Source organism: Paenibacillus hodogayensis, assembly GCF_039536325.1.
In the GTDB taxonomy this organism is placed as follows: domain Bacteria; phylum Bacillota; class Bacilli; order Paenibacillales; family NBRC-103111; genus Paenibacillus_AB; species Paenibacillus_AB hodogayensis.
Genome location: NZ_BAAAYO010000012.1, coordinates 139,711 through 154,608, shown reverse-complemented (window position 1 = coordinate 154,608; position 14,898 = coordinate 139,711). Strand labels below are relative to the sequence as shown.

At 52.0% G+C, this 14,898-nt stretch carries 12 protein-coding genes; 4 read left to right on the top strand and 8 right to left on the bottom strand.

Annotation, left to right across the window (positions count from 1 at the left end; translation table 11 throughout):
- Window positions 1-152: 152 nt before the first annotated feature.
- Window positions 153-1,415: a metallophosphoesterase family protein gene (locus ABD796_RS25800; protein ID WP_344913444.1), complete on the bottom strand. Its 1,263-nt coding sequence runs from the start codon at window positions 1,413-1,415 to the stop codon at window positions 153-155.
- Between the two features lie 153 nt (window positions 1,416-1,568).
- Between ABD796_RS25800 and ABD796_RS25795 the strand changes: the two genes are divergently transcribed.
- The 3 genes from ABD796_RS25795 (at window position 1,569) to ABD796_RS25785 (ending at window position 3,461) form a co-directional block, all read left to right on the top strand.
- On the top strand, window positions 1,569-2,438 hold the full coding sequence (locus ABD796_RS25795; RefSeq protein WP_344913441.1) for a prolipoprotein diacylglyceryl transferase family protein: 870 nt from the start codon (window positions 1,569-1,571) through the stop codon (window positions 2,436-2,438).
- Between the two features lie 16 nt (window positions 2,439-2,454).
- The gene (locus tag ABD796_RS25790; protein WP_344913438.1) at window positions 2,455-2,892 is read left to right on the top strand and encodes a DUF3905 domain-containing protein; all 438 of its coding nucleotides are present in this window, start codon (window positions 2,455-2,457) and stop codon (window positions 2,890-2,892) included.
- Between the two features lie 134 nt (window positions 2,893-3,026).
- Complete coding sequence (locus ABD796_RS25785; protein ID WP_344913435.1) at window positions 3,027-3,461, top strand: BrxA/BrxB family bacilliredoxin; 435 nt, start codon at window positions 3,027-3,029, stop codon at window positions 3,459-3,461.
- Window positions 3,462-3,566: 105 nt separating this feature from the next.
- Here the strand turns inward: ABD796_RS25785 and ABD796_RS25780 are convergent, their stop codons facing one another.
- The 7 genes from ABD796_RS25780 to ABD796_RS25750 form a co-directional block, all read right to left on the bottom strand.
- Window positions 3,567-4,385, bottom strand: a complete 819-nt coding sequence (locus ABD796_RS25780) for a metallophosphoesterase family protein (protein WP_344913432.1) — start codon at window positions 4,383-4,385, stop codon at window positions 3,567-3,569.
- Between the two features lie 120 nt (window positions 4,386-4,505).
- Window positions 4,506-5,312: a tyrosine-protein phosphatase gene (locus ABD796_RS25775; RefSeq protein WP_344913429.1), complete on the bottom strand. Its 807-nt coding sequence runs from the start codon at window positions 5,310-5,312 to the stop codon at window positions 4,506-4,508.
- A gap of 50 nt (window positions 5,313-5,362) precedes the next feature.
- Window positions 5,363-6,238: a carbohydrate ABC transporter permease gene (locus tag ABD796_RS25770; protein WP_344913427.1), complete on the bottom strand. Its 876-nt coding sequence runs from the start codon at window positions 6,236-6,238 to the stop codon at window positions 5,363-5,365.
- A gap of 13 nt (window positions 6,239-6,251) precedes the next feature.
- Window positions 6,252-7,193, bottom strand: a complete 942-nt coding sequence (locus ABD796_RS25765) for an ABC transporter permease (RefSeq protein WP_344913425.1) — start codon at window positions 7,191-7,193, stop codon at window positions 6,252-6,254.
- 82 nt (window positions 7,194-7,275) lie between these two features.
- Complete coding sequence (locus tag ABD796_RS25760) at window positions 7,276-8,814, bottom strand: ABC transporter substrate-binding protein (RefSeq protein WP_344913421.1); 1,539 nt, start codon at window positions 8,812-8,814, stop codon at window positions 7,276-7,278.
- Window positions 8,815-8,978: 164 nt separating this feature from the next.
- The gene (locus ABD796_RS25755; RefSeq protein ID WP_344913418.1) at window positions 8,979-10,553 is read right to left on the bottom strand and encodes a response regulator transcription factor; all 1,575 of its coding nucleotides are present in this window, start codon (window positions 10,551-10,553) and stop codon (window positions 8,979-8,981) included.
- A gap of 10 nt (window positions 10,554-10,563) precedes the next feature.
- Window positions 10,564-12,288: a sensor histidine kinase gene (locus ABD796_RS25750; protein ID WP_344913416.1), complete on the bottom strand. Its 1,725-nt coding sequence runs from the start codon at window positions 12,286-12,288 to the stop codon at window positions 10,564-10,566.
- A 209-nt stretch (window positions 12,289-12,497) separates the two neighbouring features.
- Between ABD796_RS25750 and ABD796_RS25745 the strand changes: the two genes are divergently transcribed.
- Complete coding sequence (locus tag ABD796_RS25745) at window positions 12,498-14,855, top strand: AraC family transcriptional regulator (protein ID WP_344913414.1); 2,358 nt, start codon at window positions 12,498-12,500, stop codon at window positions 14,853-14,855.
- Window positions 14,856-14,898 lie beyond the last annotated feature (43 nt).

Below are 14,898 nucleotides of genomic sequence, written 5' to 3'. Positions count from 1 at the left end.
GTATCGCGTTTTGGGCAAAAAGAAAAACGGGCCGCGCCTTTGCGCTGCCCGCTCGGGGAGTGCCCGTTCGTCTATGGGCGGGAAATCTGGACGCCGGAAGAAATGGAGTCCGGACGCCGACTCTGACATTACGCCGACTGTTCTGCCGATCTTTAGCGAGGCGAATCTCCGGCTACTCGCGACTGCTTCTTCGGGTTGTCCAAAGAAATTATCTTCTTCTCTCCGATGCGGCTTCCGTCGCCATGATCCAGTCCCTGGACGACGATGCGCGAAGGGTAGACAACGACGACCAGGCTTTCGCTTTTGACCGGATCGAGCGGCTGGTTGTCCGTGCCGTACACGAGACGCACGGAGGCGCTGCCGACGGCGGCGAATGCACCCTGCCATACCTGCTCGGTCGTCGCCAGGTCCCAGTGCGTATGACCGGAGAACAGAACGGCAAACGGATACTTGTCCAAAATAGCGCGAAGCCGCTCGTGCTGAACGACGCTTCGCTCGATCGTGCTGCCCGGGAGCGTACCCGGGAGCGGCTGATGGAGAAACACGAGGGCAGGCAGGAGGGGGCTGGTTTTCGTTGTCCCGGCTTCCGCACCGGTTTCACTTGACTCCCCGTCGGCTACGGTCTGAAGACGGCCTGCCGCCTGGTGAGCCGCCAGCCGCTCGTCGAGCCAGTCCAATTGTTCCTCCGATAAATAAGCGTCCTCGCCGATCGTCTCGTCGACGTCCCGGTACGCTTCGCCGCTCATAAACAGGAAGGGGATACCGCGAACCGACGTTTCATGGTAAGGCTTGTCATACGAGAAGAAGCGCGTGAACTGGTCGACGGCCTGCATGGAGCTCCATGCCGCACCCAGACTCCTGTAATCGTAATGGTCGCCGTGCAGCCACATCCGGTAATACTCATGGTTGCCCATCGTCGCTTGCACGGGGGCGTGCCGGTTCTGATCGAGCAATGTACGGAGCGTGTCGAAATCTTCTTGCAGCCCGTTCGTCAAATCTCCGTTTAAAATGAGCATATCCGCGTCCGGCTTTATGCTATAATGATCTTGAAGCGCTTTCACGAACATCTTCTGCGATTCGATGTCGGATTTTTGCACATGGATGTCGCTTAATAGCGAGAAGGTAGCAAGCGGCCGTTCGGCGTCCCGGGCTTTCCCGGCTTCAATCGCCGTATGACTGCCTGTATCCGGGTAGAGAGTTCCCGGATCAACCTCATCTGACCGCAAACCCGTTTCCGCCGCTTTGGCCAAAAAATCCGGGAAAGACGACCTTGCGAAAAGCTGAACAAGAGGCAGCCGGTCCAGATGGGTGGACTGCTCCGGGGGAGCGGAAGACGGATCTGCAATCGAGAACGCCGCCCAAGCCAACGTTCCGATTACGACAAGCGACCAACCGGCGAAGCGTATCTTTCTCAAAAGGCGTTCCCTCCATTTGTTCAATGTCTCCAGTTGTTATTACCCCGGATTGGCTGAAATTGACACAGAAATATGTCGAATTACGCCAAAGCCGTTTTTCATTAGGTTGTATAGAACTCTTTTACTTATACATGAGAATTGGAGTGATTGCGATTGCCGGAGCTTGTTTCCTGGGGCCCTTTCACGATTCAAACCGGTCTGCTGGCGGTTGTTGCGGCTTCGGTAACGGCCATGCTCGCGGTTCGGGCGTTATCCCTGACGAAGGGGGCTCCCGCCAAGGCGTCGGCGGAATTGCTGCAAAACGCCGCTTTTCTCGTACTGATCGTCTGGAAGTTTGGGCATGTTCTATTCGCGCCCTCTGTCGTCTGGGACCGTCCGCTTGCGCTGCTGATGATGAACGGAGGGGGAAGGGAGGCGAGCCTGGCGGTTGCGGCGGCTATTTTCTATTTATTCGTCAAGGTGAAGCGTTCGGGGATTCCTTGGCGGCTGTTTGCCGATTTGACGGCCTTTGGAGCAACGGCGGCCGCAGCGGTTTATTGCGCCATAGCATGGAAATACGGGGAGCGGACCACGGTTCCATGGGGCGTCATGCTGAATGATCCAGAGTACCGCTACCATCCCGTTTCCGCTTATGCGCTGATCGTGGCCGTTCTGGTGACGCTGCTGCTTTGGCTCAAACGGGGGACGGCCGGAGACGGGACTATGTTCCGCACCGCCGCCCTTTATATGGGAAGCGGCTTGCTGCTGGTTTCATTCTGGGACGTTCCGCCGGAGCGAACGTACGGGCTGCTTTCGGCCTTTCAATGGCGGATGCTCGTTCTGGCCGGCATAGGCATTATTTCCCCGCCTTCGATGCATAATAAGGTCGGAAAGGAGATGAACGTTTCCGTGTCGAACTCGCATACCGATCCGCAGAAGTCTTTGGAGCAAAACCGCCAGGACAGCCAAAACGCCAAAAAAAGCCGCAATGCCGACGTGTCCGCCGACAAGAAGCTGGCCGGACCGAATCGGCCTTCGGTGTAACGTCACGGAGCAGCCTATGGACGATCAACCGCACAACAAAGGGCAGGACGAGCCGCTCGATCCGTTCGAGATCAACTTCCTGCCGCAGTTTACCGAAGACAGAGGGCCTCGCCGCCCGTTCGTCAACGAATTCGGGGTGACGATCGGGGATCATATCTACGAGTCCCGGGAATCGCCGCTCAGCCAATGGAGCAAGGATACCGATCCGATGGTTATGACAGGGGACCGCTGGGTGCATCCGTTCAAGGACATCGGCTTCCAGACGGCGGAAAACCGCGATTATTTCGAGAAGGGTATCGCTCCCGGAGCATCGGGAGAACGCTTTATGCACCCGGACAAAAATGCCGCTTACGAAAGCGCAACGGGTAAGGTCGATGATGACGAGATGCCGGACGATGACGGAGAGCCTGATGATGACGGGGAGCTGTTGGACAGGGAAACCGACACTCCGTAAGCAAGCTTTCGGGTATTGCCCGGGGGAGCTTTTTCGGCAAAGGTCTTTGCTTCGGCAAGTTGGAGATGTATAATAAGGGGAAACCCATACATTTTCGATTCGAGCCTTTCGAATCTTGAAGGAGTGAAGCCACCATGGCCATGTCATTCGAAGCATATATGCGCGATATGATTCAACCGATGCGCGACGAGCTGACGCGTCTCGGCATTCAGGAGCTGCGGACTCCGGAAGAAGTCTCCGAGCAATTCGATCAAGCGAAAGGAACTTCGCTCATCGTCGTCAATTCCGTCTGCGGCTGCGCCGCCGGCCAATGCCGTCCGGGCGTTGCCCAAGCTCTGCAGCACGACGTTACCCCGGATCACCTGTTCACGGTGTTCGCCGGACAGGATAAGGAAGCGACAGCCAAGGCGCGCGAGTTTTTCTCGCCGTACCCGCCGTCCTCCCCTTCGATCGCGCTGATGAAGGACGGAGAACTCGTCCACATGATCGAGCGCCATCAGATCGAGAACCGCTCGGCCGAGCAGATCGCCGCGGACCTCGAAGAAGCGTTCGACCGTTATTGCCGTTAAGGCATAAAGCACCGAGAGCCGTCGGAATTCCGACGGCTTTTTGGTATGAAGCTAGCAGATAATACCTACGTCTAGGCAGGCAAGCCGAACTTCCGTCAATATCTGCTATTTGGACAAAGCTCCCTTGCTCGGAATTCGCATATATTCGGTGCGCGAACGTGGAAGATCGATTGCCTGAACCATAATCCCTTCTTCGTTTACCGTAACGATATTGTACCCGCACATATCGACAAACTGAAAATGCTGCCTGCCTTCCTCCAACTCCGCGGTGAAAGCGGTGCCTGCGGCTACGATGTGGAAGATACCTTGGCTGATTCCGAATAAGTTCGAATGAACGTGCCCAGCAAAAACACCCTTTACATCCGTCCCAGCTATAACGCGGGCGATTTGCTCGCGGTTCTCGACGAGCAATCCTTTGGCTGTATACCCGCCCAGACTGATCAACGGATGATGAAGGGCGACGATTGTGCCTTTGGGCGCCGGCGTCTGAAGCTGATTCTCCAACCAGGACAGTTGTACATCGTCGATCCGACCGCCGGGCTGACCAGATACTTGGGAATTCAGGCCGATAAGACGCAAGCCTTGAATGTATTGAACATAATAGAATGGATCTTCTGAGGGCGACTCACCAAGATAGCCTTGGCGAAATGCGGACAGATGATCGTGATTGCCGAGGACAACATAGACGGGTACTCCGAGTTGCCGGGAAGCTTCATCGAAAAGAGAACGAATGAAGATGTAGTCCTCTACGTCCCCTCCATGAGAAAGATCTCCTGTAACAAGAACAAACTCGGGGTCAACTCCGGTTTCGCGAACATGACGAATGGTTTGCTCTACCTTCTCAAAGTGGTTGGAAGTGGGAAATTGTCCATTCTTCCCTGGGGCATTTAAATGGGTGTCGGTCAGGTGTACGAATCTCATCATCTGCTATTTTCCCCTCTATACAAAATATTTACAGTTTACAACTATGGGACGATTGCGAGCGACTGCCGATTTTAAAGACGCCAACCTTCGAAACGAGGCCGGGCACTACCGGCTCCCCCTTTAGACCAAACACCTATTTTGCAGAGCTTCTCGTCTCGATTTCGTCAGGCCGAATTCCTCGGAGAAATAGGTCTCATAGTCGCCGTACGTCTGCTTAATCGATCCGAGAGCCGCGTCCATGTATGCCTCTTTGATCTCGAGCATATGTCCGATATTTTGCAGCTCAGCTTCGTCCGCATGAGCGGCAAGACGCTCGAGAAGGTTTCGGTTGAATGCTTTCATCGTTTCGTTGGTCAATAAATAATCTTCCATGACCGTGTTTTCCGGAACTCCAAGCGCCAGCAAGATCAGTGCGGCTCCGATGCCCGTCCGATCTTTGCCCGCCGTACAATGATGCAGGAGCCCGAGGTTATCCGGATTCTGAATCGTTTCCATCAACCGTTTGTACGACGGATTTTTAATCGGAAGCTTCGTGTACAAGGTCGTCATCGTCTCGTCGCCCCGAAACGACTTGAAAAAACCGTTCTTGATCAAATTGATGAAGAAGTATCCTTCTTTCCCTGCGCTTTCCGAATCGGACGGCATATTCATTCGGGGACGCAGCTCCGCTTCGATTGCCGGAATTCGGATATTCATAACGTCCGGAATAACCGGGTCCGGCTTTTTTTGCGCTTCATCATCGTCACGATAATCGAAGATTGTTCGAATATTCAAGGATTGCAGAGACTCCAAGTCTTTTTCCGACAATCTGGACAATTCGTCGGAACGATAAAACAAACCGTATTTCACCTTGCGTCCGTCTATCGTTGGATAGCCGCCCATGTCCCGAAAATTATGCGTGCCCTCAAAAGGAATAATGCGTTGCATGCCTATGCACCTCTTTGTCAATGTTAGGAACCGCCTCCAAGATACTGCCGTCAACCTTTGACGGCGCCTACCGTCAAGCCTTTCACGAAATATTTTTGGAAGAAGGGGAATACGATCAGCAGCGGAACAATCCCGATTGCAGCTATGGCCATGCGCATGGAGGCGAGTGGAAGTTGGCTCGTCACGACGACCTCCATCGATGACTGTAAAAACTGCGCATCGAGCAGCATCCGGTTGAGCATGTTTTGCAGGCTGAAGTACCGGCTGTCGGTCAAGTAAATCAGTCCGTTAAACCAATCGTTCCAGTACTGAATCGTGTAGAGCAACCCGACCGTAGCCAGTACCGGCGTCGACAGAGGCAATACGACTTTCGTGAAGATTTTCCACTCGTTCGCCCCGTCGATATAAGCTGATTCGATGATCGGCTTCGGAATCGAGGTTGCGAAAAACGTTCGCATCAGGATGACGAAAAATCCGTTCATCAGCAAGCCTGGAATGATAAGCGCCAATATCGTATTTTTTAAATTGAAGAAATTGGTATACAGCAAGTAGGTCGGTACGAGGCCTCCGTTAAACAACATCGAGAAAAATACGTAGAATGCCAGTATGTTGCGAAAAGGCATTTCGGTCCGCGACAACGGATAGGCCAGCAACGCCGTTAGCGACAATCCTGCAATTGTTCCAATCGCCGTCACGAGAATGGTAATCCCGTAAGCACGGAGTATATTCGATGAGTTCGTCCACAAATATTCATACGCCGAGAAACTGAAGGATTTGGGGACGAAGGCGTATCCATGGCGAATGATTTCTATGTCGTCCGTAAGAGAAGCGGAGATCAGCAGCCAGAATGGCAAGATACAGAAAATTGAAAATACCAGCATAACGATGTTGATCGACCATTGATAAAGCTTTCCAGACGATGGCATGGAGCGCTCCTTTCTAGAACAGCGCATGGTCTTTGTTGAATGTTCTCACTACCGCATTGGAAGCCAGTACTAGAACAAATCCGACGAGCGCTTGATACAAGCCTGCGGCCGATGACATTCCGATATCGCCCATATTGATCAATGCACGGTATACATACGTATCGATCGTATTCGTGACGGGCATCAAGGCCCCCGTGTTGAGCGGCACTTGGAAAAACAGGCCGAAGTCGGAATAGAAAATGCGTCCTATCGCCAATAGCGTCAAAATCGTAATAACCGGCGCAATAAGCGGGATCGTAATCATCCGGATTTGCTGTAGACGGTTCGCGCCGTCTATTTTGGCCGCCTCATAGTACTCTTGATCGATGCCGATAATCGCAGCCAAATAGATGACGCAAAGATGGCCGACGCCTTTCCATGCGTGTACGATCGTCAGGATCCATGGCCAGTACTTCGTTTCGCTATACCAGGAGACAGGCTCAAGGCCGAACAGGGGGAGCAGGGTCTTGTTCATGAAGCCTTTCTCGACGTCCAGGAAAGCGAGTGCAAGGTAGCCGACGATCACCATGGAGATCAAGTGCGGAAGCAGAAGTATCGTTTGGTACGCCCTCGATAAAACGCGCTTGCGGATTTCATTCAACAAGATCGCGAGCGCAATTGCGATAGCCGTATTCAAGATAATAAACGCCAGATTATACAACAGGGTATTGCGAGTAATGATGTAAGCATCCTTCGTCTTGAACAAGTACTCGAAGTTTTTGAAGCCAATCCACTCGCTCCCCCATATCCCCTTTGCGAAATTGACGTTCTTGAACGCAATAACGATGCCGAACATCGGCAAATAGTTGTTGATAAGAAAATAAAGCAGGCCCGGCAGCGTCATGAGCACGAGAATCCAATACTTTTTGGCTTTTCTCGTCTCGATCCGCCATACCGACATTTTCCTTTCTAGCATTGTTATCCCCCTCTTTATCCGCGAAGGCACAAATAATCCCCCCGCCCGGGACATTCCGTCTTTGACGGGGGGGGCGTTTGCATTATTTGTTCGCCGCAACCCAAGCGTCGAGCTGTTTTTGTTTTTCGGCGATGACCTTATCGATGCCCGCCGCCCTTACTTGCTTGATATATTCGGGCAATACTTTCGCGGGATCTACCGTTCCGGTCTCCAAAGCAAGGGTGTACTGGTTCGTCACATTCACAAGCGCCGCGATTTCCGTCTTAACAGGCTCCGGATTGTAGCTGAAACCGAGCGCTTTCGATTTTTTGGCGTTTTTATTGAATTCCGCCAGCGTTTTGTTCCGGTCCGGTTCTTCCCCGTTGAACAAATAGGAGTGGAACATATTCCCGAACAGCCAGTTTTGGTAAGGATAATAACCGCTATTCGATGCGTTGACGCCCGGCGCGAAGTCGATGACGTTATCCGATTTTTTTACGTAATGCTGCCCTTCGATTCCCCAATCGAGCAAGTTGATCAACTCTTTGTCCGTATACATCAAATTGAGCAGCATCATGGACCGTTCCGGGTCTTGCGCGTTTCTCGGAATGCTCCACATATACGCGGTGATGTTGACATTGGACGCGACGGCCGGCAGCAGGGGTACTTGGACCAACTCTACCCCTAAAGATAAGGAATTCTGCTTTTCGCTGAACGGACTCATGTGGTGGAACGTCGAGAAGGCTTTACCCGACTTGAACAGATTTTGCCAAATTTCCGTATTGGTTGCGGCATCTTTGGCGATGTATCCGGCCAAATACCACCTTCTTGTCGTGTCCAGCATTTTGGCGTATTCCGGAGTTTCAATCCAGTTAACCACTTTCAACCCGTTATCGTGCCCCGGCAGCACGCCATACGCGTCTCCCAAAGGATCCATAAAGCCTCCATAGAAGGGATTGCCGAGAACCGAGTTGGCATACTTGATGACCGGAACGACATCGGGCTCGTTCTCCTTGATCGTCTTGTATACGGCGTCCAGATCATCCAACGCTTTGATCGCTTTCGTATCGATCTTGTACTTGTCCACAAGATCTTTGCGCATCGTGACGCCGAAGTCGGCCGCCAGGTCCCGGATACTCGTAATACCATATGTCTTTCCGTTGATTTTGGTCGCATTCAAGTAGACCGGGCTCTGGTCCTCCACCGCTTTTTTTGCGCCTTGACCGTATTTGTCCAAGTAGTCGTCAATGGCGAGATAGTGGCCCTTGGCCACTTGCTGCTCGTATGTGCCGCGACCGCTTACGATGAGATCCATTTTCTCGTTGCCGGACAGCATGAGCGTGGTTTGCTGCGCCCAAGCGCCTTTCGTAATTTGTACGAGCTTCACGGTGGCGTTGATTTTTTCCTGCGTTATTTTGTTGATTTTGTCTTGTACGGCCTTCAAGTCCTTTTGTTCGGTAGAAACGGGAAACACCATCGTCAATTCGACAGGCTTCAGATCCGGCTTTGCACTGTTCGACGGCTTGGAAGTCTCGCCCGCATTCGGTTGGCTGACCGGGCCCGAGCTACAGGCGGTGACGAGCATCGACGATGTCAACACGGAAATCAGAAGCGTTCCGGCTCTCTTCATGCTTACCTTCATGTTCGTGTAAGTACCCCCCATTAGAAGTTGTGTTGTCGCTTGCTACTTCTTATTTTATTGGAGTGCCCGTTCACCCGCTTTCAAGAATCCGTTCTCGCAGTTTTGAGTTTCCGTCCAAATAAAAAGAAAAACGCCTTTCCGGCGTCTTGAAGTTCATAATAGGTTTACATGCCCGAAAAACGTTTTCGATATTCCTGAGGCGTCATCAACACTTCCTTTTTGAAGAGAGTGGAGAAATAAGAGAAATTCGCAAAGCCTGCCGCCAAAGCGACGTTGCTGATCGACGTTTCCGATTTGGCCAGCAGTTCTTTCGCAAGATGAATCCGTTCCTTCAGCACATATTCCGATATCGAAAGACCTGTTTCCTTCTTAAACAGCTTGACCATGTAGTCGGGACTGAACCCGATGTAGTCGGCAATGTATTGCCTGGACATGTCCTGGTCGATATTTGCCGTTATATGCCGCTTGATCTTGTCCACCACCGTCTCGTTGGAGCCAAGCGTTTCGATGGAAGTCATCGCAAGTTCAAGTACGTCTGTAACCAAATCTTGCAGATCCTTGACGCTTTCGACGGCGGATGAAATACGTTCTGGCGCGAAATGATCCGCCAACATCTCGTCCGCATGAACTCCTTTCTCCTGAAGCGTCTGAAGCACCATGTGCAGGAAGCTCAAATAAAACTGCTGCAGGCTTTTCGAGTTCAACCCTTCGATCTGCTTGAGCGACTCCACAAACTGCTGCGACTCGACGATAAGCTTCTTCTTGTCCCCCTGCTTAATCAGCTCCGACCATAGTTTCATTGGAGGCAGAGGAAACGACGTTTCCTGCGTGATCTTCTCGTCAATGAGCACGACCCGATTGACGGCGTTCACCTGCTTCTTTCTTAGCGACTCCAAATCGTCCGCCATGTCGCGCACACGGAATATTTCAGCCGGCAGGCCGATATAGCATGACAAATGGCAATTCAAGCGTTGATTGCACACTTCGATGAACAGGCCGAAGCGTCTCATGATTTCTTGACGGAATTCCTCACCGCTCTCCGCATCTATCTCATGTCCCGTAGGAAAGAGAGCCAACAACTGATTGGCCTTGACGCGAACGAGGTGAGCCGCGGCCACCGGTCGGATAACGATCTCCTCCAAGGCATTCGTCAGCTCAGACTCCATAACGGGCGCATCGCGTTCGCCAGGTTCTTGCTCCCAGTGCTGGATGCCGATCAAGACAGGCAAAAACTTCATCCCGTCCGTGTACGGGATATTGTTCTTCCAGATTGCTTCCCTAATGCTCTCCGGTTGAGACGGAAAGACCTGATTCAGGAGATCCTGCCAGAATCGCTCGATGACGATCGAGGCTGATTTTCGGTCTTTGCTTATTTTCTCGATCAGCTTCTTCACGACTTGCTCCAGCTCTTCGGGCAGTGCAGGCTTGAGCATATACTCGAAGCTCCCTAGCTGGATCGCCTTCTTCGCGTACTGGAAGTCAGCATGGCAAGTCAGGAAGACGCACTCCGTCCAAGGCTGCTCTGTTCGCACCCACTCGTAGAGCTCGAGTCCGTTTCCTTGAGGCATCTCGATATCGCATATCATAATGTCGAACGAATGTTTGGAACATAACTCCTTCGCTTGTCGAGCATTGTTCGCTATGGATACGTAAAAGATACCGAGATTCGACCAGTTCACGCTTGCCCTGATGCCGTTTGCGATATATTCTTCGTCGTCTACAATCAATAACCGGTACATGTTCCTGTTCCTATCCTTTCATGATCGGCATAAAAATATTGACGATAGCGCCGTTATCGTTTGAAAATGCGATGGTTGCTTGATCTCCATACAACAGCCGCAGTCTTTGTCGGGCATTCCAGATCCCGATATGCTCGCCTTCCTTTGTCGTCAAATTAATCTCTTGTCTCAACTTCTCTAGTACTTCGATCTCATAACCTGGACCCGTATCGCGAATGCGGATATGAAGCTGATCCCCATCGTCCCGGCTAACCTGTTGGATTGAAATTTCGATATGGGTAGGTTCGTCCGTGTTGACCGCATGCTTGATCGTGTTTTCCGCAAAGCTCTGAATAATCAGCGGCGGGATGCAGCAATCGAGCAGGTCGTCCGGGATTGAAATGGTGTACGTTAAGCTTCTCGGAAAGCGGATCTTCTGAATGTTCAAATAATTGTTCGTATGGCCCAGTTCGTCTTGAACTCGAACATGATCGGTGTGGCTGCGGAACATGAAGCGGAAATATCGGATTAAAGAGAGGGAGAGCTCTTGGATCAAGCCATATTTCTTCTCCTGGGCCAAATAATAAACGATATTCAGACTGTTCAAAAAGAAGTGCGGGTTGATTTGCAGCTGCATATGCTTCAGCTCCGCTTTCTGATTGATCAATTGCTCTTCGTAGACATCGATTTTCAGCTTCTGTATGTCTGTCACCATGCTATTGAACGTCTCGTTCATCAGCTCAAATTCATTGGAAGTCGGCTTCTTCGCGATTCTTGTCTCTAACTGACCCTCTTGGATCCTGCGCATAGCCAGTACGATCCGGTTAATCGGACGGAGCACGACTCTTCGCATGAAATAAAAAGTCAGTAATAAAATGAAGACGCTCCCTAGCGCGATGAATAAAATAATCCTCTGCAAATAAGGCAGCTTCTGGAGAATGCCTTGATCGGGGACAACCGCGACCAGCCCGAAATCCCCTTTGTCTGAATGATCACCGATCACCAGATACCGATCATCCATACCGCTTAATCGGTACGAATTAGGCGTATAGGACAAATCGATTCCACGTTCTCTGAAAAAGGATTCGTTCTTTAGCGGCTCATGGTTGCCATCGACCAGAAGCGCCCTACCATCCGCGCCGAGATCCAGGAGATCGAGCGGCCCCGTCACATCACGCGCATTTACGCCAGCCCCTATATATAAACCGCCAACCTTGATGGTATATAACAAATAATCCCTGTCAGAAAGGCGGAATACGGACCATCTTCTCGTTTCAAAATGTCCGTCATCAATAAGCGAGACGATGGCATCTTGAATAGATTGATTGTCGAAGTTGGCCGAACCCGTCTGCTTTGGCGCATACACCAGATCTTGGTTTAGGGGCGAATAAACGAAGAAATAGTCCAGTCCCTCATAATACGTTGCGTTATTCACTAACTGTTTAAATTGCCAAATGCGTTCCATTTTATACAAATCGATATCGATCCAGGGGGAGCGATCAAGAATGTACAAACCCGTTTCTTCCGAAGCATATTTCAGCAAGTAATTATCGATGTCGCTTAACGACTTGTCGATCAACCCCATATAAAGGCTGATCATGTTGCTGTTAGATTGCGCCACCTGGTTGCGCACGACCTGGATCGAATAGAAGTTAGTATAGATTAAGAATAGGACAATCGGCAGCATAACGAACATGAGGCCTGCGATCAGTTTAAATCGGAGCGAGTTGAATAGGGAGGAAACTGGTTTTCTCATGTTGTCAAAGTTCCCTTCGACCTTTTAATGATTATTATTGTACCATATGGACGGTTTTACTTTTACAACTCGTTTTCCCATATCCCCGATGATTCTATCTTGGTGCAGGTACAAGAATGAAGAATTGGTGCAATTTGAGCCGAAGCCTCTACACATGCCTGGTGCAGACCGATATAATAATCACAAAATGGGACGGGAGACCGGAGGCTATGAGGCACAGGCTTCAAAACTACTACGTCAATATGATCGTGAAGCTCACATTATTTACGACCCTGGTTGTCCTGCTTCTGTCGCTTCTGCTGTACGCCAGCTTTCGCAACTACAACATTAAGACGATCAATCAATTGAACGAGAACCTGATGGTTCAGTTCATTCATAACGCGGAGCAGATTCATGCCTATTTGCGGAGTTATTCGGTTTCGCTGACGAACAATACCGATGTGAAAAATTTGATGTTCGGAGAAGATTTGTCCGTCTACGAGACGTTGGGCAGTATGCGCGCGGTGGATCTGCTGTTGGAGGCGAATCCGTACCTCGAATCGATCTACGTGTACAACGGACGGAGCGATACGTATTATGTGGTCGGAGCCAACTCTGTCATTCGCAAGGGCGGCGAGTTCGATGCCGAGCTTGATGCGGTCCTGAAGGGGGACGCGCCTATCCCGCGCTTAACGCCTATTCCGCGGAGATTGCCGGGAATAGAGGCGGAAGCGGGTAAGGATACTCAGGTTTTCACGTATATTGTGCCGGATTTTTTTCGGGATGGCCAAACGTTGAAGAGTGCGCTGATCCTCAATGCCAAAGTGGACAGCTTCCTTCATAACGTGGCGGCCAAGTCCGAAAGCGGCTCCGGCATGATGGATATGAAGAGTTTGTGGTTTCTGGGCCGTGAAGGCGAAGTGCTGGCCCATACCAATAAGGCATTGTTTCTGCAAAACGTGGCCGGACGCGAAGATGTCAAGCGGATGATGGAGTCGGGGGAGAGGTCGGGCTACTTTACCGACAGGCAGGAAGGAAAAACCTCGGTCGTCACCTACGTGCGCAGCGAACTGCTCGATTGGATGCTGGTCGGGGCGACGCCTTACGAAGCGGTCGCCGGGTTAGCCGAGCGAGTGCGCGGACTATCCCTGATCATCGGCATCTTGATGCTCACCGTCGGCTTGGTTGCGGCTATTGCGTTGACGAGAAATTTGTACGCGCCGGTGAGGCGGCTGCGCAACAAGTTCAGTCCCTATGCACCCGCTGGCCAAACTTCCGCGCCGCATGCCAACGAGTTCGAGATGATCTCGGAGGCGTTCTCTCTGGCTCATCACAAGCTTCGCGATCTGGAGCAGTTCAAGAACAGCAAGCGGCAGGTGCTCAAGCAGAAAACTCTTGAGGACTACGTCCGTACCGGGCTGCCGCTCGGACGCCGCGAGCAGGAGTGGCTCGACGAATCGGGCATTCGCCTCAGTCCTCGCCGTCCAGCCGTTGTGGCGGTGCTCCGTATCGACCGCTATTCGGCATTTTGTGAAACCTACAATGAATCCGATCGCGCGCTGCTGCGGTACGCGCTGACGAATATGTTAAGCGAGATCATCCGTCCCGGCGGCGAATGCGAGGCGGTCGATATGGGCGCGGATCAGACGGTCGTGATCCTGAACGTTGAGCCGGACAGCCAGCATGGCCCGGGATGGGAAGCGCGGCTGGCGGAAAGCTTGGAGCAGGCCCGGCGGAGCTTCGAGCGATATTGCGGCGTCAGCTTCTCCGTCTTCGTCAGCGAGCCGATGGCGCTCCTGCGTGAGGTCCCGCAGGCGTATCGGGATGCGCTGGAGCTGTCTCAAGAGCGGATCAAGGCGGGGCATGGCTGTATGCTGTTTCGCTCGGAGGTCGGAGCGGCGCAGCCGACATTTTTCAATATTAATCATCAACTGCTCGAACAGCTGCTGGAGGCCATCAAGGAGGCCAAGCAAGACAAGATGGAGGACACGTACCGCCGTCTGACGGAACTGCTCCAGGCCAGCGATTACAATAATATTATGTTCACCCTCTCGTATTTGTCCGCCGCCATCTTCAATCAGCTTCATGTGATGGAGGGCAACCGGACGATTTCGTTCGGCTTAAGCTTCTCCGAGTTCGACAAGAGGTTGAAGGCGATGGAGACGTTCGAGGAGATCGACGCGGAGTTTCTGGATTTGTTCCGTACGATCGTCCAGCGCATCCAAGGCAGCCAGCAGGACCGCACGAACCTCATCGTGGCGCAGGCGCTGCGCTATATTGAGGAGCATTATGCGGATGCGGCTTTGTCGCCGCAGCAGATCGCCGATCTGTTCAAGCTGACTCCGGCGTATTTGAATAAGCTGTGCCGCGAGCGCACTTCCCGTTCCTTGAGCGACTCTATTACCGAAGTTCGGGTAGAGAAGGCCAAGCAACTGCTCGGCCGGACGAGCCTGACGATTGATCAGGTCATTGACCGAGTGGGATGGGAGAACAAGAAATACTTCTTCCGCATTTTTAAGAAGCAGGTCGGGGCGACTCCGACGGAATACCGCTTGAAGCTGAGCGTCGACCAGATCGACCGGTCGTAATTCGCGATCGCCGCCCTCTGAACGAAACGGGTTCAGGGGGCTT

Excerpts from the sequence above, each read along its gene's own strand:
- ABD796_RS25750 (WP_344913416.1), bottom strand. The coding sequence starts at position 12,288 with ATGAGAAAACCAGTTTCCTCCCTATTCAACTCGCTCCGATTTAAACTG.
- ABD796_RS25760 (WP_344913421.1), bottom strand. The coding sequence starts at position 8,814 with ATGAAGGTAAGCATGAAGAGAGCCGGAACGCTTCTGATTTCCGTGTTG.
- ABD796_RS25790 (WP_344913438.1), top strand. The coding sequence starts at position 2,455 with ATGGACGATCAACCGCACAACAAAGGGCAGGACGAGCCGCTCGATCCG.
- ABD796_RS25765 (WP_344913425.1), bottom strand. The coding sequence starts at position 7,193 with ATGCTAGAAAGGAAAATGTCGGTATGGCGGATCGAGACGAGAAAAGCC.
- ABD796_RS25785 (WP_344913435.1), top strand. The coding sequence starts at position 3,027 with ATGGCCATGTCATTCGAAGCATATATGCGCGATATGATTCAACCGATG.
- ABD796_RS25745 (WP_344913414.1), top strand. The coding sequence starts at position 12,498 with ATGAGGCACAGGCTTCAAAACTACTACGTCAATATGATCGTGAAGCTC.
- ABD796_RS25780 (WP_344913432.1), bottom strand. The coding sequence starts at position 4,385 with ATGATGAGATTCGTACACCTGACCGACACCCATTTAAATGCCCCAGGG.
- ABD796_RS25775 (WP_344913429.1), bottom strand. The coding sequence starts at position 5,312 with ATGCAACGCATTATTCCTTTTGAGGGCACGCATAATTTTCGGGACATG.
- ABD796_RS25755 (WP_344913418.1), bottom strand. The coding sequence starts at position 10,553 with ATGTACCGGTTATTGATTGTAGACGACGAAGAATATATCGCAAACGGC.
- ABD796_RS25770 (WP_344913427.1), bottom strand. The coding sequence starts at position 6,238 with ATGCCATCGTCTGGAAAGCTTTATCAATGGTCGATCAACATCGTTATG.